We start from the raw sequence: 20,914 nt of genomic DNA, 5'->3' as shown, positions 1-20,914 counted from the left end.
CCCCCCCCCCCCCGCCCCCCCCCCCCCCCCCCCCCCCCCCCCCCCCCCCCCCCCCCCCCCCCCCCCCCCCCCCCCCCACGGTGGGGATTGCCTCGACACCTTGACAGCAGCCCCGGTTCGACGGCTGTTTTGTCCGCCGGGCTCCTGAACCCCATGTGAGGACTAAAATGCGGACGACATCGGTCGGCGTCTTCAGGATCGCCACCAAAGGCCCCGGCGACGTCTCGGGATTGATGAGCATGATCGCCTCCGGCGCGATCGATCCGGCATCCATCCTGGCGATCCTCGGCAAGACCGAAGGCAATGGCGGCGTCAACGACTTTACCCGGGAATATGCCGTTGCCGCGCTGTGCACGGCGCTAGCGCCACGACTCGAGCTGTCGCCGCAGGAGGTCGAACAGCGCATCGCTTTCGTGATGTCCGGCGGCACCGAGGGCGTGCTCAGCCCGCACATCACCGTGTTCACGCGCCGGGACGTCCAGCAGCGCCCGGCAGGCATCTCCGGCAAGCGCCTGAGCATTGGCATGGCGCACACGCGGGATTTTCTCCCGGAAGAGCTCGGCCGCTCCGCTCAGATCACGGAGACAGCCAAGGCCGTGACGGCCGCGATGGCGGATGCCGGCATCGCCGATCCCGCCGACGTCCACTTCGTGCAGATCAAATGCCCGCTGCTCACCAGCGATCGCGTCGAGGCGGCGAATGCGCGCGGCCACAAGACGGCGACGACCAGCGCCTACAGTTCGATGGCCTATTCGCGCGGCGCATCCGCGCTCGGGGTTGCGGTCGCGCTCGGCGAAATCGCAACCGACATTCGCGACGACGACGTGCTGCGGCGCTACGATCTGTTCTCGAACGTCGCCTCGACCTCGTCCGGAATCGAGCTGATGCACAACGTGGTCATCGTGCTCGGCAATTCGATGTCCTCGACGAGCGAATTCGAGATCGGGCATGCCGTGATGAGCGATGCGATCGACGCTGCCGCGGTGCTCGCGGCGCTGGAGAGCGTCGGGCTCCGTGCCGCGCCGCAGACGACGACCGGCCGCGAGCTCGTCAACATCTTCGCCAAAGCCGAGGCCTCGCCTGATGGCAGCGTGCGCGGCTTTCGCCACACCATGCTGGAAGATACCGATATCAGCTCGACGCGCCACGCCCGGGCTGCCGTCGGCGGCCTGATTGCCGGCCTCGCCGGTACCGGGGCGGTCTATGTCTCGGGCGGCGCCGAGCACCAGGGCCCCGCCGGCGGCGGGCCGGTCGCGGTGATCGCAAAGCTCTCGGATTGATGCGTGCGCATGCAATGGAGGGTTACCTCTCCATCCCGCGCAACCCTGCCCTTCGCGCCGCCTCAGTTGATTAAAATGTTCCCGTGCGAAACTAAGGTGGCGCCGCACGAAGAGGTTTGGACCGCATGACTTTTCCGATGAGCTGGAACGAATGGGCGCAGCACGATGGCGTGGGACTGGCCGCGCGCGTCCGCAAGGGCGAGCTCACGGCAAAGGAGTTGGCGCGCCAGGCCGCTGCGGGCGTTGCCAAGGTCAATCCGGCACTGTCGGGCGTGGTCGAGCTGTTCGATGATGTGATCGCCGATCCCGCCAAGGACGGCGCCAATCTCGCCGGCCCGTTCGCAGGCCTGCCCTTCCTGATGAAGGACCTCGGCCCGACCATGAAGGGCCGGCTCCAGGAGATGGGCTCGCTGCTGATGCGCGGCAATCGCGCGAGCGCCGACACGTTCCTGACCGGCAAATTCCGCCACGCTGGACTGAACCTGATCGGACGCACCACGACGCCGGAATTCGGCGTCTGCAGCTCGGCCGACAATCCGGCCGTCTATGTCACGCGCAATCCCTGGGACACCGACTACACCACCTGCGGCTCGTCGGCGGGAAGCGCCGCGATGGTGGCCGCGGGCGTGGTGCCGATCGCGCATGCGACCGACGGCGGCGGCTCGATCCGCATTCCTGCCGGCGTCAACGGCAATATCGGGCTGAAGGTCTCGCGCGGCGTGTTCTCGCTCGCGCCGCACATGTCCGATCTCACCGGCCTCGTCTCGATCCAGGGCTGCCAGTCCCGCTCGGTGCGCGACACCGCCGCCTTCGTCGATCATGCCAGGGGAGCGGCACCCGGCGAGTTCATGCCGTTCTGGACGACGGCGCAGCCCTATTCCGAGATGATCAAGCGCGACCCATCAAAACTTCGCATCGCGCTGTCGCACAGCTGGGGCGACTACACCGCGACGCCCGAGATCGCGGCCGAACTGGCGAAGGCCGGCCGCTTCCTCGAAGGCCTCGGCCATCACGTCGACTACGCCCTGCCCGAGCTCGACTTCCGCGCCGCGTTCGCCGCGCAGACCACCTGCTACATCTCGAATTTTGCGGTGGTGATCTCCAACATGCTCGCCGCGCGCGGACTGGAACGGCCGCCGGAAGACCTCATCGAGCCCATGAATATCCGGATCTGGGAAGCCGGCCGGCATACGAGCTTCGCCGAGCGGGCGAAGATGCAAGGCGTGTTCAACACGACCTCGCGCGCCTTCGGCGCCTTCTTCGAGCAGTGGGACGTGATCCTGACGCCGATCACCGCGCTGCCGACGCCGAAGGTCGGCACCCGGGAATATCTCACCATCTCCGACAACCCTGACGTGCTCGACTGGTTCGGCAATCTCTGGCGCTTCTTCGCCTTCACGCCGCTCGCCAATCTCTGTGGCATGCCGGCGATCTCGATGCCGATGGCGACGCAGGCCCACGGCCTGCCGCTCGGCATCCAGGCGATTGCGAAACAGGCCAATGACGGCCTCCTGCTGCAACTCGCCGCCCAGATCGAGCGCGCGCTTGATGGCAAGTGGAACGATGGCAGGAAGCCGAAGGTGCATGTGAGCTGAGCGAGTTGATCGCATTAACTTGCGATCGCGCTGTGGCGATCAGTTCTTCACCGTCGGGATCTCCTCCGGCCGGGGCTGCTGCTGACCCTGCTGGTACATCGCCAGCGCCTTGTCGAGCGCTTCGCGCAACGCCAGCGCGGCGGCCACGCTGCAGCGCAGATGCGCGGTCTGGACCACGTCAACCCGGACGGCGGCGCCGACCGGCATCAACAGGTTTGCGGCAAGCTCGATCTGGATCGCGCCGTTGTGGTGGCCGAAGCAGGATGCACCGTCGAAATAGATGATCGGTGCCCGCTCCGAGCTCGAGGTCGAAATGATGACGGGCCCCTGGCTGGTGGCGGGCGTTTCGGGATCGGCCATGGGCACTCCTTGCGGCTGGTCGGACGAACGAGGCGCCCACCATCGTTGCTTCGGCCCGCCCTGTCGAGGCCAAACCGCCCCGGCACTCCTGCCCCAGGGACGCGCATCCGGGGTTTTGCGCCGCGCCCGCCACTGGTCTAGAACGTCCTCATGTCCAGCTCACCGACCACACTTTTGTTCGAGGACCTCGCCGAGGCGATCAAGGGCCGCCGCTCCGATTACGGCCAGATCAGCGGGCTCCAGCTCGACCGCTTCGCACCTCGCGAGGCCTGGTCCAGCCTGCCCTACCGGCCGGTCTTCGTCGGCGACACCGAGACCGGCGTCCTGCATGGCGGGGTCGTCACCGCGATGCTGGACGAGAGCTGCGGCATGGCGGTGCAACTCGCGCTCGACGGCACGAGCGCGATCGCGACGCTTGATCTGCGCATCGACTATCAGAAGCCGGCCACGCCGGGCCTCGACATCAAGGCGCATTCAGTCTGCTACCGCACCACGCGTTCGATCGCCTTCGTGCGCTCCACCGCCTATCAGGAGTCCGAGGACGATCCGGTCGCGACCGCCACCGCCTGTTTCATGATCGGCGCCAACCGCACCAACATGCTCGCGGATCGCAGGACAGATTCGCCCGGCATCTCGACGCTGGAGGCGCCGGACGATCCGGAAGGCCCGTTCGCCAACAGCCCGTTCGCGCGCTGCCTCGGCATTCGCGTCAACGACGACGACACACTGACGATGCCGTTCTCGCCAAAGATCATCGGCAACCCGATCCTGCCTGCGATCCATGGCGGCATGACCGGCGCCTTCCTCGAGACCACCGCGATCTTCGGAGTGGCGCGCGAACTCGGCGCAGCCGCGCTGCCCAAGCCGATCGGACTGACCGTCAACTATCTGCGCTCGGGCCGCGCGCTCGACACCTTCGCCAACGTCTCGATCGTGAAGCAGGGCCGGCGCATCGTCGCCTTCGAGGCGCGGGCCTGGCAGGACGATGCGAACAAGCCGATCGCCACCGCCTTCGGCCATTTCATGCTGCGGCCGACGCCCGGAAACGACGAGGAATAGGCGCATTTTCCCTTGACGGCCAAGGTCTGGGCCACAACGATAGCATGTTCCCGCGAGAGGTATTGGGTTGCGGCATCCGCTCGACATCATCGCCATGTTCGCCGCGCTCTGGCTGCTGGCAGCGATGGTGCTCGACGCGCTGACGCCGAAGGAGCTGACGACGGTGATGATCGGCATCGCCATCGGACCCGCCGTCGTCGTCACCGCCGTGTTCTATTATTTGCGCTGCCCGCGCACCGATTTCGCGGTGATGTTCGCCGCGCTGTGGCTGATCTCCGACATCGCCATCGCGTTCATCTCGCCAGCGCAGCTGCCGCATTTCCTGATCGCGCTCGGTTTCGTGCCGGCGCTGCTGATCGGGATCGTCCTGCACTGGCAGCGCTTCCAGCGCCGCCATGAGCGGCTGCCGCTGCCATCGGTCAAGCGGGGTTAACGCGGCAGCAAATTGGTCTTGGCGAGATCGACGACCTCGTCGCCGCGGCCGTTCATCACGGCGCGCAAGACCCACAGGCTGAAGCCCTTGATCTGTTCGGGCGTGATGGTCGGCGGCATCGACAGCTCCTGCTTCGCCGTGACGACATCAAGCAGCGCCGGCCCGTTATGCGCTAGCATGTCCTTCATCGCGCCCGGAAGTTCGCCGGGGTCCTCGATGCGCCTGGCGAAGATGCCCATTGCGCGCGCCATCGCGGCGAAATCCGGATTCTCCAGATCGACATTGGTGTCGACGAATCCGGCCGCCTTCATCTCCAGGGCGACGAAGCCGAGCACGCCGTTGTTGAAGATGACCACCTTCACCGGCAGCTTCATCTGCGTCAGCGTGATCAGATCGCCCATCAGCATGGTGAAGCCGCCGTCGCCGGAGAGCGAGATCACCTGGCGGCCGGGCTGCGCGGCCTGCGCGCCGATCGCCTGCGGCATGGCGTTGGCCATCGAGCCGTGCACGAACGAGCCGACCAGTCGGCGGCGGCCGTTCATCTCGAGATAGCGCGCGGCCCACACCGTCGGCATGCCGACATCGGCGGTGAACACCGCATCATCGCTGGCGTGGTCGCTGATGACCTTGGCCAGGTATTGCGGATGGATCGGTTTACTGCCAGGCGTGCCCTTGGCGAGCAAGTCCAGGCCCTCGCGCGCCTTCTTGTAGTGCGCGATCGCATCGTCGAGGTGCTTGCGCTGCGTCTTGGATTTCAGAAGCGGCAGCAGCGCCTCGAGGGTGAGCTTGACGTCGCCGACAAGGCCGAGATCGATTTTGCAGCGCCGCCCGAGATTTTCCGGCCGGATGTCGATCTGTGCGATCTTCGCATCGGTCGGGAAGAACTGCTTGTAGGGAAAATCGGTGCCAAGCATCACGAGCGCGTCGCAGGCGTGCATGGCGGCATAGCCGGAGGAGAAGCCGATGAAGCCGGTCATGCCGACGTCATAGGGATTGTCGAATTCGACATGCTCCTTGCCGCCCAGCGCATGCACGATCGGGCTCTTCAGGGTCTCCGCGAGCTGCATTAACAGGGCATGAGCGCCGGCGCAGCCGCGACCGCAGAACAGGGTGATGCGTTCGGCGCCATTCAAGAGGTCCGCGAGCGCTTTCAGCTCATCGGCCTGCGGCACGACCTTCGGCGCCGACAGCGCAAGGCCACGCGCCGTCGATAGCGCGCGCTTGGGTGGGCTGCGGAAAGCGACGTCGCCCGGCATGGCGACGACGGCGACGCCGCGCATGCCGACCGCCGCACGGATGGCGTTTTCCAGCACGTAGGGAAGCTGACTCGGATCGGAGACCAGCTCGCAATAATGGCTGCACTCGCGGAACAGGTTTTGCGGATGGGTTTCCTGGAAATAACCGCTGCCGATCTCGGCGGTCGGGATTTGCGCGGCGATCGCCAGCACGGGAACGCGGCTGCGATGGGCGTCGAACAGGCCGTTGATCAAATGCAGATTGCCCGGCCCACACGAGCCCGCGCACACCGCAAGGCTGCCTGTCATCTCCGCTTCCCCAGCCGCGGCGAAGGCCGCAACCTCCTCGTGCCGGACATGGATCCACTCGATCGTGCCGCGCCGCCGCAGCGCTTCGGTCAGCGCATTCAGGCTGTCGCCGACGATGCCGTAGATGCGCTTGACGCCAGCCTGTTCGAGCGTTGCCACGAACAGATCGGCCACATTGTTGATCGCCATGCAGGTCTCCTGATCTCGCTGGTCCAGCAAGATAGGATAACGCGCGACCGTGACGGGATCACGGCTTGTTTATTGCCGCTTCAGTCTTTCGCAATCGCCCGATCGTAGGCCGCGATCGTCAACTTTGCGCGAGCGGCAACGTCCGTTGCCGTCATGCCGGGCTTGTAGAGGCTGGAGCCGAGCCCGAACGCCGTGACGCCGCCCTTGATGTACTCCGCGAAATTCTGGTCCGAGACGCCGCCGACGGCGGCGATCATCACGCCGGCCGGCAGCACGGCGCGAATCGCGGCGATGCCGGATGCACCGAGCACGCTGGCCGGAAAGAACTTCAGGCCCGAGGCGCCGGAGCGCGCGGCAAGCAGCGCCTCGGTCGGCGAAAACACGCCCGGCAACGTCACCATGGCGTACTGATGGGCACGCGTGAGCACTTGTGTGTCGACATTCGGCGACACCATCAGCTTGCCGCCGACATCGTTGAGACGATCGACATCCGAAGTGGTCAGCACCGTGCCGGCGCCGATCAGCACGCCCACCGGCGCCTGTTTCACCGCTGTTGCGATGGAGCGGAACGGGTCAGGCGAGTTCAGCGGAATCTCGATTGCGGTCATGCCGGCTTCGATCAGCACGCCGACGATGGCCTGCGTTTCCTCGGGCTTCACGCCGCGCAGGATCGCGACCAGTGGACGCTTCATCGCCGGAAAGGGAACGCTCATCTCAACAGTCCTCTCATTTCGTCCAGATCGCGGCAGCCGCCATCGACAGGCCGCGGCGGACGGCTTCATCGGCATCGACCGGGTCTACGGTGACCGACAGCGCCTCGAAAGCCTGCCTGTACAGCATCGCGAGCCGTCCCGAGGCGATCAGCGTGATGCCAACTTCCGGCATCGCGCCGGAGAGCCCCGCCGCCAGCTCGATGCCGATCAACGTGCCCGACAGCGTTTCGCGCGCCGCGGCCGGTGTGCTCCCGAACAGGAGCTGACGCGAGCGCGCGCCGAACAGAAAATTAGCCGCGAACGCCGGTGCTTCGTACGCGGCCTTCACCGCAGTTTGGAAGCTTGCGACATCCTCGGTGTCTTCGGCGCCTGCGACCGCAAGCGACAAAATCGTTTCGCGCGACACGACGCTGAAGAGCTCGCCGGTCATGAAGGTAGAGAAATGCGCGACCGTGCCGTCCGTCAGGCGCACCCATTTCGAATGCGTGCCGGGCATGCAGACCAGCGCTTCGCCGGCGGCACCGAGCCCGAGCGCGCCGAGCAGCTGCGTCTCCTCGCCGCGCATCACGTCCGGTGCTTTTGCATCGCGCTGCGCGATACCCGGCAGGATGCGGATGTCGCGCGCTTCGCCGGACACGCGCACGGCCTGCTTCAGAACAGCGGAGAGTGGCGCGGGCGTATCGACATAACCGGCCTCGATCCAGCCGGTACGCGCGCCGGCCATGCCGCAGACGAGGACGGGCAAATGATCGGGAGCCTCGACTGCCGCGAGATGCGATTGCAGCACGGCGGCAAAGCCGGCCCTCGCGGCCACCAGCATGCCCTCGTCGCTGCGGCGCTCGGCCAGCACCTCGCCGGCGCGGTCGATCAGCCAGAGCCGGAAGCTGCTGGTGCCCCAGTCCACCGCGACATAGGCAGGTTCGGTCATCTCAACGCGTATCCTCGTCTCACCACCGAGACGCCGTCTCGCGACAATGAGACGAGGCCCCGCAAATCCGCCCCGGGATATCGGCTATTGCTGCCGCAAACCAGCCTTTTCTCGCAGGTCTGAGGCGCCGCTCGCGTGGGCAGAGCGCTTGCGAAGAGGTGGCACACCACTTGCTAAAGCGTTCCCGCTCACGTCCGTGAACCGCGCAACAAGACGCGTCAACATCAGATGAGGAAACCCATGGAGATCGGTTATTTCACGATGCCTTCGCACCCGCCGGAGTGCGGCCTGAAGGAAGGGAACGACTGGGACCTGCAGGTCATGCGCTGGCTCGACGAGCTCGGGTATCAGGAGGCTTGGGTCGGCGAGCACCACACCGCGCCCTGGGAACCCAATCCCACGCCGGATCTGCTGATCGCACAGGCGCTGATGCAGACCAAGAATATTCGCATCGGACCAGGCGGCTTCCTGCTGCCCTATCATCATCCGGCCGAGCTCGCCAACCGTGTCGCCATGCTCGATCACCTCTCCGGCGGTCGGCTCAATTTCGGAGTCGCGGCCAGCGGCCTGCCAAGCGATTGGGCCATGTTCAACGTCGACGGCATGAGCGGACAGAACCGCGACATGACCCGCGAGGCGCTGGAGATCATTCTGAAGATGTGGAGCGATCCCGCGCCCTGGACCTACAAGGGCAAGTTCTGGACGGTGACCAAGCCGGACACGATGTTCGACTTCCTCAAGCCGCACATCAAGCCGTTGCAGACGCCGCATCCGCCGATCGGCGTCGCCGGACTCTCGAAGAATTCGGACACGCTGAAGCTCGCCGGCGAGCGCGGTTTCATTCCGATGAGCCTCAACCTGAACCCGGCCTATGTCGGCAGTCATTGGGATTCGGTCGTGGCCGGTGCCGCCAAGACCGGGCGCAAGCCGGACCGCGCGGATTGGCGGCTGGTGCGCGAGGTGTTCGTCGCCGACACCGACGAGGAGGCGTGGAGGCTCTCCACCGGCGACATGATGGGCCGGATGATGGGCGAGTACTTTCTGCCGCTGCTCGGCCATTTCGGCTTCAAGGACTATTTGAAGCACGCGCCCGACGTGCCCGATAGCGACGTCACCGTCGAATATTGCGCCAAGCGGAACTGGATCGTCGGCTCGCCCGCGACCGTCGCCGAGAAGATCGAGAAGATCTACGAGGAGGTCGGCGGCTTCGGCGTGCTGCTGGTGTTCGGCTTCGACTACAAGCACAAGGCTGAAGCCTGGCATCACTCGCTGTCGCTGCTGAGGAACGAGGTGATGCCGCGCCTGAAGCATCTCGGCTCCGCGCAGAAGGCGGCTTGACCCGACGCGGGTGCGGCGCGATCGTGCCGCACCCGCATCCATTTCGGAGATTTCCGCGTGAGCGTGGACGCCAGTGCTTTCGACGCCAAGGATTTCAAGCAGGCGATGCGCCAGTGCGCTGGCGCCGTCGCGCTGGTGACGGTCGGCGCCGAGCACGGCAAGCGCACGGGGCTGACGGTCACCTCGGCCTGCTCACTGTCGGACTCGCCGCCATCCCTGCTCGTCTGCGTCAACCGCAACGCCAGTGCGCACGCGCGCATCCGCGAGGAAGGCGCGTTCGCGATCAACTTCCTGCACGAGGACCACGCCCTCCTGGCGCTCACCTTCAGTGGCCAGAAGGGCGTCAATGGCGACGACCGTTTTGCGTTCGGGGAGTGGACGCGCGGGGTGACCGGCGCGCCGGTGCTGAGCGATGCGGTCGCCGCATTCGACTGCGTGCTGGCGCAGGAATTCGAGACCAAAACGCATTCGATCTTCGTCGGCGAGGTGTGCGGCGTGTCGTATTCCGACGGGACTGCGCCGCTGGTATATCTGCGCAGCAGCTTCCACGTCCCGCACGAGATCCGCGGCACCGTGACGGTCGGCGACCTCGACTCGCGACATCTGAGCTGGAGCGATTTCTCTTGAACTCGCCACGCCATTCGAATGCGGCCGCCGGGATCCGTTCCCGCTAGACCAGATCGTAGCCGGGCGTGAATGGTTGCCTGGATCGTGGCGCCGCTTGGCGTCGCGCAGCAACGGCCACTGTCCCCCGAAATGATCGGCCCAATCCTGAGACGACATGGGAAATGCGCTCACCGGGTACAATACGCCGCCTGCGCCGCGAATGTGGTCGTAAAGCTCGCGGTTCTGCGCGACCAGCCGTTCGGCATTCGCCTTGTCTGCCGATACCGGGATACGGATCAGATTGAACACGAACACGATCCGCTCGTCGGGCAGCCGAACCAGGGACGTGCGGCATCCATCCGTCACCATCGGATAGTAGGTAATCCGGCCGAACGGACCGATGTCCTCACTCTTCATCCCGGCAACGACCTCGCTCGCGATCTCCAGCGCGTTGCTGCCGCGCAGGAACGTGAGGAGCCACGGATGCGGATTGGACCATTGGCCGTTCGTCCTCAGAAGCGTTTCGAGCTTTGCAAACGCATTGGCGTCGTCGCGGAAGGTCAGGTCGGTAACGATGGCGCTGCCGCGGCGATCCGACAAGCCTGCAAGCAGCTTCTCGTCGTCGGGATGAGAATCACCGTCATGGAACACGCCTGCTTCCAGCAGGTATCGCCAGCCACCGGCCGCCTCAGGCACGACCGCACCCTGCAACTGATCGAAGCGCGCCTCCGCCAGGACACGGCGCTGATCGGCCGTCAGCGAGGAGAGATCCGGATAAAAGAGTTGAAAGCGGCGGACCCGTTCGGGCGCGCGCACCAGCCGAAGCGTCGCCCTCGTGACGATCGCGCATTGGGCAAGCCCGGCGCGAACGGCATCGTAAAGCTCGGCGTTGGACGTGGGCGAGCAGGTCAATTGCCGGCCCTCGCCCGTCACCACATCGAGCTCGAGAACCTGGTCCGTCTGCAGGCCGTGTCGCGACGAGGATCCGCCGATTCCGCCGATGGCGAGGGTGCCGCCCACGGACAGGCCGAGGTAGTTGGTCAGGACCGGCGGAACCAGCCCTTTGGCCAGGGTCGCTTCCAGCACCGCGTGCCAGGTCGCACCTGCATCGACCACGACACGGTCCGGCTCGATCCGATGGATCGTGGCCAGCGCGCCGAGGTCGATCACGATACCGCCTTCCGTCATGGCGCGACCGTAGATGCCGTGGCCCTGCCCGCGCGCGGCAACCGTCAGCCCCTGTTCCGCGGCCCATCGCAGAATCTCCGCGATCCCGGCAGTCGTCGTCGGCCGGAACACGGCACGCGGCTGCTTGTGAATGATGTGACCGAAATCCTCGCCCGCGGCCGCGCAAGCGTCCGGGTTGCAGTTCCATGCGTCACCGGCAAATGGTCCATTGGCCGGGCCGCGCGGCTGGCCGGCGAGAGCGACGGAAGCCAGCGTTGCGGTCGCGCTGACACCTGCATGCAAGAGCGTGCGTCGATTGGGGGACATGGTGCGGTCCTTCACGCCGAACCGGGCGGATAGGTGCCCGTGGCCCTCAAAGCTGCGGTCGCTCGCGCGTTCGGACAACCGCCACATCACGGGATAGACATTCTCGCAAACCGGGAGAATGCGGACGGAACGCTCGCCGGCGATGCACGTGGTCAATGAGCAAGAGAGCCGGGGCTCTCAGAGCCGCTCGCGCTTCAAGCGCCCCGCCAACAGATCGACGAACAGGCGCGTCTTGGCCGGGGGCGCCGCGCTCGGCGGGACTACGGCGTACACCGGCATGCGCGGTGCCTCGAAATCCTCCAGCACGATCTCCAGCGCGCCATCATCGACGCGATCGCGTATCTGCCAGAACGGCGCATAGCCGACGCCGATGCCATTGCAGGCAGCCGCCTGCGCCGCCGTCGTATTATCGGTCCGGAAGCGGCCGTTCACCTGCACCATCTTCACCTCGCCGCCGATCTGAAACCGCCACGCTTCGCTGTCACCCGGGCCGGTCCTGCGCAAGATGCATTGATGGTCGGTCAGGTCGTCGGGATGACCCGGACGACCGTGGCGCGCGAAATAGCCTGATGCGCCATAGACAACCGTGCGTAGCTCGCCGAGCCGCCGCGCCTTGAGCGAAGAATCCGGCAATTCCCTGATCCGCACGGCCAGATCGAACCCATCGCCGACGACGTCGATGGGGCGATCGGACACATGGAGATCGGCTTCGATCCTCGGAAAGCGCGCCATGAAATCGGCAATCGCCGGCACGACGTGGGTCGACCCGAACAGGACGGGCGCGGCGACCCTGAGAAGACCCGACGGCTCGACACGGCGGTTGGCCGCTTCCAGGCGCGCCTCGCTGATTTCGGCAAAGGCCGGCTTGACGCGATGATAGAACGCCAGTCCCGCTTCCGTCGCCAGCGACTGCCGCGTGGTCCGCCGCACTAGCTCGACGCCGACATCGCGTTCCAGCGCCGCCAACGCCCGGTTGACCGACTGCAGCGACCGTCCCAATTGTCGCGCGGCCGCGGTCTGGCTGCCGGCCTCGACGACAGCCAGAAAGACTTCGATCTCCTCCATCGAATCCTCTCCTCTCGCAATTTCTGGAAATGCACGTTGGCGACGGCGTGTCCGCCGCGCGAAGACCTCGGCTGCGCCAGCATTTTCGGACGGTTTTCGACGGAGCCGGGACGTCGAGTCGGTCTAGTATGAACCCGGGCCGATCTTCAATTGCTTGATCTTGCGATACAGCGTCGCGCGGCTGAGTTTCAACGCACGTGCCGCCTCGGTGACGCGGCCGCCGTGCCTGCGCAGAGCCTCGACGATCGTCGCGCGTTCGGCCGCTCCGAGACCCGGCTCCGCTGCTCGCCCGCCAAACGGCGGCAGGTCGAGATCGGCATCGGCAATCACGCCGTCCTCCGCCGTGCAGCCGGCGAGCCGCAGCACATGGCGGAGCTGGCGCATGTTGCCGGGATAGGAATAGGCCGCGAGTTGTGCCCAGGCCTCGTCCGATAGGGAGCAGTTCGGCGCTTCCTCGCGGGCGATCTGGCGGATGACGTCGTCGCGGTCCGCGCGCTCGCGCAGAGCCGGCAGCCGCACCTCCATGCCGCGCAGACGGAAATAGAGGTCGGTGCGGAAGGCGCCCTCCTCGGCCATGCGGCCGAGATCGCGATGGGTAGCGCTGATCAGGCGAATGTCGACCGGCACCGGCTTCAGCGCGCCGAGCGGCCACACTTCGCGGTTCTCCAGCACACGCAGCAGTCGCGTCTGCAGCGCGATCGGCATGTCGCCGATCTCATCGAGGAACAGCGTGCCGCCGTCGGCCTGCACGATCAGGCCCTTCGAGCCGTCGCGGCGTGCGCCGGTGAAGGCGCCGGCCTCGTAGCCGAACAGCTCGGCATCGATCAGGCTTTCCGGCATCGCCGCGCAGTTCAGCGCGACATAGTTGTGGCGTGCGCGATTGCCGGCTGCGTGAATGGCACGAGCGAACACATCCTTGCCGACGCCGGTCTCACCATGTAGCAGCACCGGCAGATTGTGATCGCCGATGCTTCTAAGTCGCTTTACGCTCCTGATCAGGCCAGGGTCGCGGCCGGCGAGCCGCTGCAGCGCATCGAAGCGATCGATCGGTGCATCGCGGCGCGGCGCGAGCGGGCGGGTCGATGACCTCGCCCGCAGCGGCGGCGCGACATGGCCATGCCCCAACGGAGTGCCATCTGCCCGGCGCAGCTCGACGAGATCGTCTGCGTCACGCGCGGGGGGATGGTCGAACTTGACGTAGCGCGACAGATCGATGCCGGATGCGATCAAGCCGTCGGTGAGACCCAGCAGGGCGCGCGCCGAACGGCACGCGCCGACGATGCGGCGATCGTCGTCATAGGCGAGCAGGCCGCTGCCGCCATCGCCCGGCACGGTCGCGATCCAGGCGTTGCGGAAATGACCGCGGAAGATCGCCCCCTCCATGCGCCGCGTCGCCTCCATCGTCACCGCGAGCGCAAGCTGATGCGCGGTTCGTTCGAGGTCCTCGCGGCAAGAGGTGATGTTGACGGCGCCTGCTAGCCGTCCGGCATGGTCGAACAGCGGCGTCACCGCGCAGGAGAACATGTGCCACTGCGCGCGAAAATGCTCGTCGCGATGCACCAGGATCGGCTTCTGCTCGGCAAGTGCCGTGCCGAGCCCATTGGTGCCTTCGAAGGCCTCGGAGAAATTCGAGCCGGTGTAGATCTTCCAGTCCATGAATAGTCTTGCGTCGGCCTCGCCGGGCAGGCGGCTGAACAGCATGGTTGCGTTCACGTCTGCCAGATTGACGCAATAGCCGGCATCGCGCAGCACACGGGCGAGATCGTCGAGCTCCGGTGTTGCGAGCCGGATCGTCTCCTCCATGGGCTCGGCGACGTGACGGATCTCGGCTTCGGTGAGCGTCTGCGGCGGCCCCTGACGGGCGGGATCGAGCTTGTGGCTGACCAGGCAGCGTCGCCAGGAATTGGCAATGCGCGAAGAGGCATCGACGTCGGCCACGTGATTGGCGACGGACAAGACGCGGGCGACATGATTCGAGGCCGAAAGGCTGGCCATCGCGGACGTCTCCACCCTGTATTATTGTGCAAAGTCTGGCACCGCAGGCGGGGAAGTCAATCGGGAACCGGGAACGCGGCGAAGCGCGATCAGATTTGCTGCACCGCCCTCACCACGTATCGATGCACGGCCGCTTCTTCCCAGTCCGGGCCGGCGGCTTCGGCACCGACCGCAGGCCTGCCATGATCCACCGCCGCGTCTCGGAGGGGTCGATGACGTTGTCGATCTCGAACACGGAGGCGATCGAGACCGCCTTGCCGTTGGCATAGAGCTCGGCGACCTTGTTGCGATAATAAGTCTCGCGCTCGACGGGGTCGGCGATCGCCTCCATTTCCTTGCGGAAGCCGAGCCGGACGTAACCCTCCAGACCCATGCCGCCGAACTCGCCGGTCGGCCAGGCCGCGGTGAAGAACGAGGCGTGGAAGCCGCCGCCGATCATCGACTGCGCCCCGAGCCCATAGCCCTTGCGCAGGACGATGCCGAACAGCGGCACAGTCAGGCTCGCGCCTGTCACGAACATCCGCGAGACGTGGCGCACGATCGCGGTCTTCTCGGCTTCCGGGCCGACCATGAAGCCGGGCGTGTCGCACAGCGAGACGATCGGCAGATCGAAGGCGTCGCAGAGCTGGAGGAAGCGCGCGGCCTTATCGCCGGCATCGGCATCGATCGCACCGCCGAGATGGCGCGGATTGTTGGCGATCAGGCCGAACGGCTTGCCCTCGATGCGGATCAGCGCGGTGATCATGCCGACGCCGTAGTCGCGGCGCAGCTCCAGCACGGAGTCCTTGTCGGCGACGAGGTCGATCACGCTGCGGATGTCGTAGACGCGCAGGCGGTTCTCGGGGATCGCGCGACGCAGCAGGCGCTGGTCGGCGGCCTGCCACTCCGTCACCGCGCCTTGGAAATAAGACAGGTATTTTTGCGCAACGGACGTCGCCTCCTCCTCGTCCTCGACGAGGATGTCGATGACACCGTTCGGTGACTGAAACGACACCGGACCGACCTCGGCCGGGTGATAGACGCCGAGCCCGCCGCCCTCGATCATCGCGGGGCCGCCCATGCCGATCGAGGCGTTTTTGGTGGCGATGATCACATCGCAGCAGCCGAGCATCGCGGCATTGCCGGCGAAGCAATAGCCGGAGACTACGCCGACGACCGGCACGAGACCCGAGAGTCTCGCGAACTGCACGAAGGACGGACCATCGAGCCCGGTCATGCCGAGCCGGTCGGTATCGCCGGGCCGCCCGCCGCCGCCTTCGGCATAGAATACCAGCGGCACGCGCCAGTCTTCCGCGAGCGTCAGCATGCGGTCGATCTTCTTGTGGTTCATGTGGCCCTGCGTGCCCGCGAGCACGGTGTAGTCGTAGGCCACGACGATGCAGCGCCCGCCTTCGGGACCGAACTTCCCGGCGTTGACGGTCGCGACGCCCATGACGAGGCCGTCGGCCGGCGTGTTCTTGACGAGATCGTCGAGCTTGCGCCGGCGCCGCTGCGCCGCGATCGCAAGGCTGCCGTACTCCATGAACGAGCCGTCGTCGACGAGCTGCGCGACATTTTCGCGCGCGGTGCGCTGATTGGTGTTGCGGCGGCGCTCGACCGAGGCAGGGCGATTTTCGTCGAGCGTATTGGCCTGGCGGGCGATCAGTTCGGCGAGATCGGGACGGATGTGGTCGAGATCGATATCGGTTTCCGTTGCCGACGCATCGGCCGCGACCTCGAGCGGCTCCAGATACATGATCGGCTCGCCATGCATCAGCGTGACACCGTCGCCGGCCACGAGCTTCATGACGCGGCCGCCCTGCTCGGCCATGACGAGATGCTCCATTTTCATGGACTCGATCACGGCGAGCTGCTGGCCCGGGCGCACGACCTCGCCTTCCTTCACCTGGATGGTGACGATGGTTCCCTGCAAGGGTGCTGCGACCATCACGGCGCCTTCAGGAACTACCTGCGCGACGTGTGCGTCGGTGTCTTGGCCACCGCTTCGCTCGCTCGCGGCAAAATACAGCGGCTTTGCAGCGCCATCAGCGGCCTCCACGAGCTTCGCGATATTGCGATCGATGAAGTCTGTCGCGATGCGGTTGGCCCTGAAGTCGGGATGCGCCAGCACGGCCTGGAGGAAGGCGATGTTGGTGATGACGCCGTCGATCCGAAACGCGCGCAAGGCGCGCGAAGCCTTGGCAACGACCTCGTGCCAGGCTTCACCGGGCGTATGCACGATGACCTTTGCCAGCAGCGAGTCGAAGGCGGCGCTGGTCTTGTAGCCGGCATAACCGAAACTATCGACACGGACGCCGGGACCTGACGGCGGCTCGAACACGGCAAGCACGCCGCCGGTCGGGTGCGTCGCCCCCAGCTCGTCCAGCGTCTCCATGTTGACACGGAGCTGCATGGCGTAGCCACGCGGTTTCGGGATCGAGCCTTGCGCCAGGCCGAGCGAGGCAAGCGAGGCGCCGGCGGCAACCGCGAGCTGGGCGCGGACGAGATCGAGGCCCAGCACCTCTTCCGTCACGGTGTGCTCGACCTGGAGCCGCGGGTTGGCCTCGATGAAGGCAAAGCTGTCGTCAGCGGTGCCGTCGACCAGGAACTCGAACGTGCCGAGATTGTCGTAGGACGCGGCCACCGCGAGTTGCTTCGCCGCCTCGATGACACGCTCGCGCAGGCCATCGCCGAGCGACGGGCTCGGCGCCACCTCGATCAGCTTCTGGTGCCTGCGCTGAATGGTGCATTCGCGTTCCCAGAGGTGGGAGATCGCGCCGTGGCGGTCGCCGATGATCTGCACCTCGATATGGCGCGCCTGCCGGATCAACCGCTCTGCATAGACGCCGTCGAAGCCGAACGCGGCCTTGGCCTCGGACTGGCAGCGCGCATAGGCCTCCGCGAGATCGGATGCATTCTCCACCACGCGCATGCCGCGGCCGCCACCGCCGGCCATCGCCTTGATCACGATCGCCGCGTTGCTGCCAAGCGAGGTGAAGAACGCCGCGATGTCCTCCAGCGAGGACGGCCCGCTGGTGCCGGCGATGATCGGCACGCCGCAGCGCTTTGCCAGTTGCCGCGCCGCGACCTTATCGCCGAACAGTTCGAGCGCCGCGGCCTTGGGCCCGACGAAGGCAAGGCCCGCGTCCGCGCAGGCCTTGGCGAACGCTGCGTTCTCGCTGAGGAAGCCGTAGCCGGGGTGCACGGCGTCGCAGCCTGCGCTCCTCGCCGCCTTCACCACCGCCTCGATGTCGAGATAGGCCCGCGCGCCGCGGCCGGGGATTTCCGCCGCCTCGTCGGCAAGGCGCACATGCAGCGACAGCGCGTCGTCGGCGGGATGGATCGCGACCGTCGCGAGGCCCGCGTCTGCTGCCGCGCGCGCGATGCGGATGGCGATCTCGCCGCGATTGGCGATCAGGAGCTTTTTGAACGACATGCAGCGTCTCCATGCCCGCGCACCCAAACGCGGGTCGGCAGGACCGATGGTTCTGCTTCGTCACTTTAACCGAGGCCGTCAAGGGCAAGAACGCCGGTCGCGAAGATCGTTCCCGCGGGCCGGAATTTCACTCGGTCGCGCGCGCCGTGATGAGGCGAATAATCCGCGCCACGGCAGACGGGATCGGCGCGATGATCGGCACGGTGAACATCGGCTGAAGCTCGCGCGCGGCTTCGCCCAACGGCCCGCCGCCGATGATGACGGCCTCCGCGCCATCCTGCGCGATGCAGGCCTCGACCGCGCCGGCGAGCGCCGCGCGCAATCGCGCCGGATCGCGCATCAGCTCCTGCGGATCGCCCTCCGCGAAGCGGGCGCCAGTGTAATACGATCGCAGCCCCAGCGCGTCCGGCAAGGCGTCGATCTTCGCTTCCAACAGCGGCGTCGTGGTCGCCACGCCGAAGCGGCGGCCGTTCTCGGCGGCTGCCAGCATCGAGGACTCGCCGATGCCGGCCGCGGGCAGTTTCATTGCGGCCTTGATCCCGGCCAATCCGGGATCGCCGAACGCCGCGACGATGATACCGTCGCATGGATGCCGGTTCGACTGCGCGATCTCCAGAACTTCGGCGGAAGCTGCATCCAACGCATCCGGCATCACGATTATTTGCGGCGCACGCGTTGCGGTCGCGCCGTCGATGTCGACGTCGAAGCGGTCGACGGCGGCCGACCTCGCGATAGCGATCATCATCTCAGTGGTCGCCACGGAACTGTTCGGATTGATCAGGAGAATGCGGCGGCCGGCCATGCTATCCGCCTGCCCGCGCGCGCGCGCCGATCTCCTGGAAGATCGCGGTGAGCTCGTCGACCTCGTCCTTGTCCTCTCGCGGCGTGATACGCTTTTCCATCTCCTCGATGTGGTGGCGCATGGCATGGATCGCCCCGGCCTTGTCCTTTGCCAGGATCAGCGCCCCGATGTCGGGGTGCGCGTCGGGCGAACAATCCGGCTCGCCCGGCTCCTCGAAGGTCGCGATCGCCAGCGAGGTCCGCAGCATCAATTCGCGCGACATGTCCAGCAGCACCTGGTTGCCCGCAAGCTTGGCGACCAGGACGTGGAATTCCGCCGTGAGCGACAGCGAGGCCCAGCGGTCGTTGCGGTCGTGCTTGGCCTCGAGCTCCATATGCGATTTCAGCGCGGCCTTGCCTGACTTGTCCAGCCGGTCGATCGCCGCGGCGACGGTCGCTGTCTCGATGAGGCGCCGCACGGCAAAGATGTCCTGAGCTTCCTCCCAACTCGGCCGATACACGAAGGCGCCGCGGTTGGGGATCTGCATCACCACCTTGCGCGAGGCGAGATGGGACAGTGCCTGGCGGATGTGAATCCGTGTGGTGCCGAACGCAGCCGCGAGCTTGTCCTCGCCGAGCTTGGCACCGGGCTTCAGCCGTTTCTGGCTGATCGCGGTCAGGATGCCCTGCACCACCGGATCGTCGTCGATGCTGCGGACATCCATCGCGTCAGGCTCCGGACGCTTCGGCTCGGAGCGCTTCGGCTTGCTCTTGAGGGGACGGCTTCGCTTCATGCGTCGGTTTTACAGGATTCTGGAATGCTGCCGCAGCCCATTTTTTATACAAACCGTAACTATTACTGTTTACAATATAGTCAGTATATTGGCGCCAATTTTTGGCGCCTAAAATTATCACAACGCCTGCAACGCCTTAGCGAACGGACCGCGCTGGCACGACGATTGCTAACCTATCCTCGCGCAGGACAACGCGAAGGATGGAGCTGGCGTTGAGCGACGTACGCGGACATTCGCTGGATCTCAAGGGCATAGGCCACGCTTTCGGCGCGACGGTTGCGCTGGACGAGATCAGCCTCACCGCTGCAGCCGGTGAGCTGATCGCGCTGCTCGGCCCCTCCGGCTGCGGCAAGACCACCATGCTCCAGATCATCGCGGGATTCCTTCGTCCGTCCAAGGGCGAGGTCCGCTTCGACGGTGCGCGGGTGGAGCACATCCCCGCCAACCGCCGCCGCATCGGCATGGTGTTCCAGAACTATGCCCTGTTTCCGCATCTCACCGTATTCGAGAACGTCGCGTACGGATTGCGGGCGCGCAAGACACCGAACGTGGCGGTCGCAGCCAAGGTCGAGCAGATGCTGGGCCTTGCGCAGATGACATCGTACGCGCGAAGGCTTCCGGGAGAGCTGTCCGGCGGACAGCAGCAGCGCGTGGCGCTGGCGCGTGCGCTTGCGATCGATCCGGGCCTCGTGCTGCTCGACGAGCCGTTCTCCGCACTCGACAAGAATTTGCGCCTCGACATGCAGATCGAGATCAAGAGCCTGCTCAAGACCTTTGGCGTCACGTCCATCATCGTCACGCACGACCAGGAGGAGGCACTGTCGATGGCCGACCGCATCGTCGTGCTCAACAACGGACGCATCGAACAGATCGACAGCCCCGACGCACTCTACGACCGCCCGGCAAGCCTGTTCATCTCGAGCTTCATCGGCCACACCAATCTCTTGCGCGGCACCGTCACCGAGACGGATCGCGTGCAGCTGGACTCAGGGCCCGAGATCGACCTCGGCCGTTCCGCGCAGCGCCGACGCGGCACCCCGGTGACGATCTCGGTCCGGCCGGAGAACATCGCGTTCGGCGCGGCGGAACAACCCGGCGCCATTCCCATCACGATCCGCGCCACCGTGCCGCTCGGCGCCGTCAGCGTCACCGAAGGCATCACTGCGAGCGGTGAGGCCGTGAAGATCAGCCAGGCCCGCGCGGCCGGCATCGCGAAAGTGCAGACAGGATCGACCGCCTGGCTCGCCGTATCCGACGTCTCGCGCGTCAGCATTTTCAGCACGCCGGTCGACGGCGTCCCAACCGATCAGCAAAGGAGTGCTTGAC

Annotated in this window: 16 protein-coding genes and 1 pseudogene; 7 read left to right on the top strand and 10 right to left on the bottom strand. The window is 66.1% G+C overall.

From position 1 onward, the window contains the following. Positions 1-167 precede the first annotated feature (167 nt). Both atzD and AC0L21_RS15590 read left to right on the top strand, forming a co-directional pair. Entirely contained in the window at positions 168-1,280 is a 1,113-nt protein-coding gene (gene atzD / locus AC0L21_RS15595; RefSeq protein ID WP_473262719.1) for a cyanuric acid amidohydrolase, read from the top strand. 125 nt (positions 1,281-1,405) lie between these two features. Beyond that, positions 1,406-2,875, top strand: a complete 1,470-nt coding sequence (locus AC0L21_RS15590) for an amidase (RefSeq protein ID WP_473262718.1) — start codon at positions 1,406-1,408, stop codon at positions 2,873-2,875. Positions 2,876-2,914: 39 nt separating this feature from the next. On the opposite strand, the gene AC0L21_RS15585 is transcribed toward AC0L21_RS15590, so the two are convergent. Then, positions 2,915-3,235 carry a hypothetical protein gene (locus AC0L21_RS15585; RefSeq protein WP_027520251.1) on the bottom strand — a complete coding sequence of 107 codons (321 nt, stop codon included), beginning with the start codon at positions 3,233-3,235 and terminating at the stop codon, positions 2,915-2,917. Between the two features lie 150 nt (positions 3,236-3,385). Here AC0L21_RS15585 and AC0L21_RS15580 point away from each other — a divergent pair, with 150 nt between their 5' ends. Both AC0L21_RS15580 and AC0L21_RS15575 read left to right on the top strand, forming a co-directional pair. Beyond that, positions 3,386-4,294, top strand: a complete 909-nt coding sequence (locus AC0L21_RS15580; RefSeq protein WP_473262717.1) for a PaaI family thioesterase — start codon at positions 3,386-3,388, stop codon at positions 4,292-4,294. Between the two features lie 67 nt (positions 4,295-4,361). Further along, the gene (locus tag AC0L21_RS15575; RefSeq protein WP_473262716.1) at positions 4,362-4,727 is read left to right on the top strand and encodes a hypothetical protein; all 366 of its coding nucleotides are present in this window, start codon (positions 4,362-4,364) and stop codon (positions 4,725-4,727) included. Here the strand turns inward: AC0L21_RS15575 and poxB are convergent. The 3 genes from poxB to AC0L21_RS15560 all read right to left on the bottom strand — a co-directional run bounded on the left by poxB (position 4,724) and on the right by AC0L21_RS15560 (position 8,101). Beyond that, positions 4,724-6,460, bottom strand: a complete 1,737-nt coding sequence (poxB, locus tag AC0L21_RS15570; protein WP_473262715.1) for a ubiquinone-dependent pyruvate dehydrogenase — start codon at positions 6,458-6,460, stop codon at positions 4,724-4,726. The genes AC0L21_RS15575 and poxB overlap by 4 nt on opposite strands. 80 nt (positions 6,461-6,540) lie before the next feature. Further along, positions 6,541-7,173, bottom strand: a complete 633-nt coding sequence (locus AC0L21_RS15565) for a 2-dehydro-3-deoxy-6-phosphogalactonate aldolase (RefSeq protein ID WP_473262714.1) — start codon at positions 7,171-7,173, stop codon at positions 6,541-6,543. A 13-nt stretch (positions 7,174-7,186) separates the two neighbouring features. Then, the gene (locus AC0L21_RS15560; RefSeq protein WP_473262713.1) at positions 7,187-8,101 is read right to left on the bottom strand and encodes a 2-dehydro-3-deoxygalactonokinase; all 915 of its coding nucleotides are present in this window, start codon (positions 8,099-8,101) and stop codon (positions 7,187-7,189) included. A 240-nt stretch (positions 8,102-8,341) separates the two neighbouring features. Between AC0L21_RS15560 and AC0L21_RS15555 the strand changes: the two genes are divergently transcribed. Then, positions 8,342-9,439 carry an LLM class flavin-dependent oxidoreductase gene (locus AC0L21_RS15555; RefSeq protein WP_007596571.1) on the top strand — a complete coding sequence of 366 codons (1,098 nt, stop codon included), beginning with the start codon at positions 8,342-8,344 and terminating at the stop codon, positions 9,437-9,439. Between the two features lie 57 nt (positions 9,440-9,496). Further along, positions 9,497-10,066 (top strand): flavin reductase family protein, encoded by a 570-nt coding sequence (locus AC0L21_RS15550; protein WP_473262725.1) that lies wholly within the window; start codon positions 9,497-9,499, stop codon positions 10,064-10,066. Between the two features lie 135 nt (positions 10,067-10,201). Here the strand turns inward: AC0L21_RS15550 and AC0L21_RS15545 are convergent. The 6 genes and pseudogenes from AC0L21_RS15545 to AC0L21_RS15520 all read right to left on the bottom strand — a co-directional run. Further along, positions 10,202-11,539: pseudogene (locus tag AC0L21_RS15545) on the bottom strand (FAD-binding protein); the annotation flags it as partial. Between the two features lie 177 nt (positions 11,540-11,716). Beyond that, the gene (locus AC0L21_RS15540) at positions 11,717-12,604 is read right to left on the bottom strand and encodes a LysR family transcriptional regulator (protein ID WP_473262711.1); all 888 of its coding nucleotides are present in this window, start codon (positions 12,602-12,604) and stop codon (positions 11,717-11,719) included. A gap of 123 nt (positions 12,605-12,727) precedes the next feature. After that, a complete protein-coding gene (locus AC0L21_RS15535; RefSeq protein ID WP_473262710.1) occupies positions 12,728-14,599 on the bottom strand; it encodes a sigma-54-dependent Fis family transcriptional regulator in 1,872 nt (623 codons plus the stop codon). A 109-nt stretch (positions 14,600-14,708) separates the two neighbouring features. Next, positions 14,709-18,014: an acetyl-CoA carboxylase family protein gene (locus AC0L21_RS15530; RefSeq protein WP_473262709.1), complete on the bottom strand. Its 3,306-nt coding sequence runs from the start codon at positions 18,012-18,014 to the stop codon at positions 14,709-14,711. A 127-nt stretch (positions 18,015-18,141) separates the two neighbouring features. Further along, on the bottom strand, positions 18,142-18,816 hold the full coding sequence (locus AC0L21_RS15525; protein ID WP_473262708.1) for an aspartate/glutamate racemase family protein: 675 nt from the start codon (positions 18,814-18,816) through the stop codon (positions 18,142-18,144). A gap of 1 nt (position 18,817) precedes the next feature. Beyond that, on the bottom strand, positions 18,818-19,588 hold the full coding sequence (locus AC0L21_RS15520; RefSeq protein WP_473262707.1) for a GntR family transcriptional regulator: 771 nt from the start codon (positions 19,586-19,588) through the stop codon (positions 18,818-18,820). Positions 19,589-19,788: 200 nt separating this feature from the next. Between AC0L21_RS15520 and AC0L21_RS15515 the strand changes: the two genes are divergently transcribed. Continuing rightward, positions 19,789-20,913: an ABC transporter ATP-binding protein gene (locus AC0L21_RS15515; RefSeq protein ID WP_473262706.1), complete on the top strand. Its 1,125-nt coding sequence runs from the start codon at positions 19,789-19,791 to the stop codon at positions 20,911-20,913. Position 20,914: the final 1 nt, after the last annotated feature.

The organism is Bradyrhizobium sp. WSM4873, from assembly GCF_055811355.1.
This window is presented reverse-complemented; position numbering and strand designations above follow the sequence as displayed.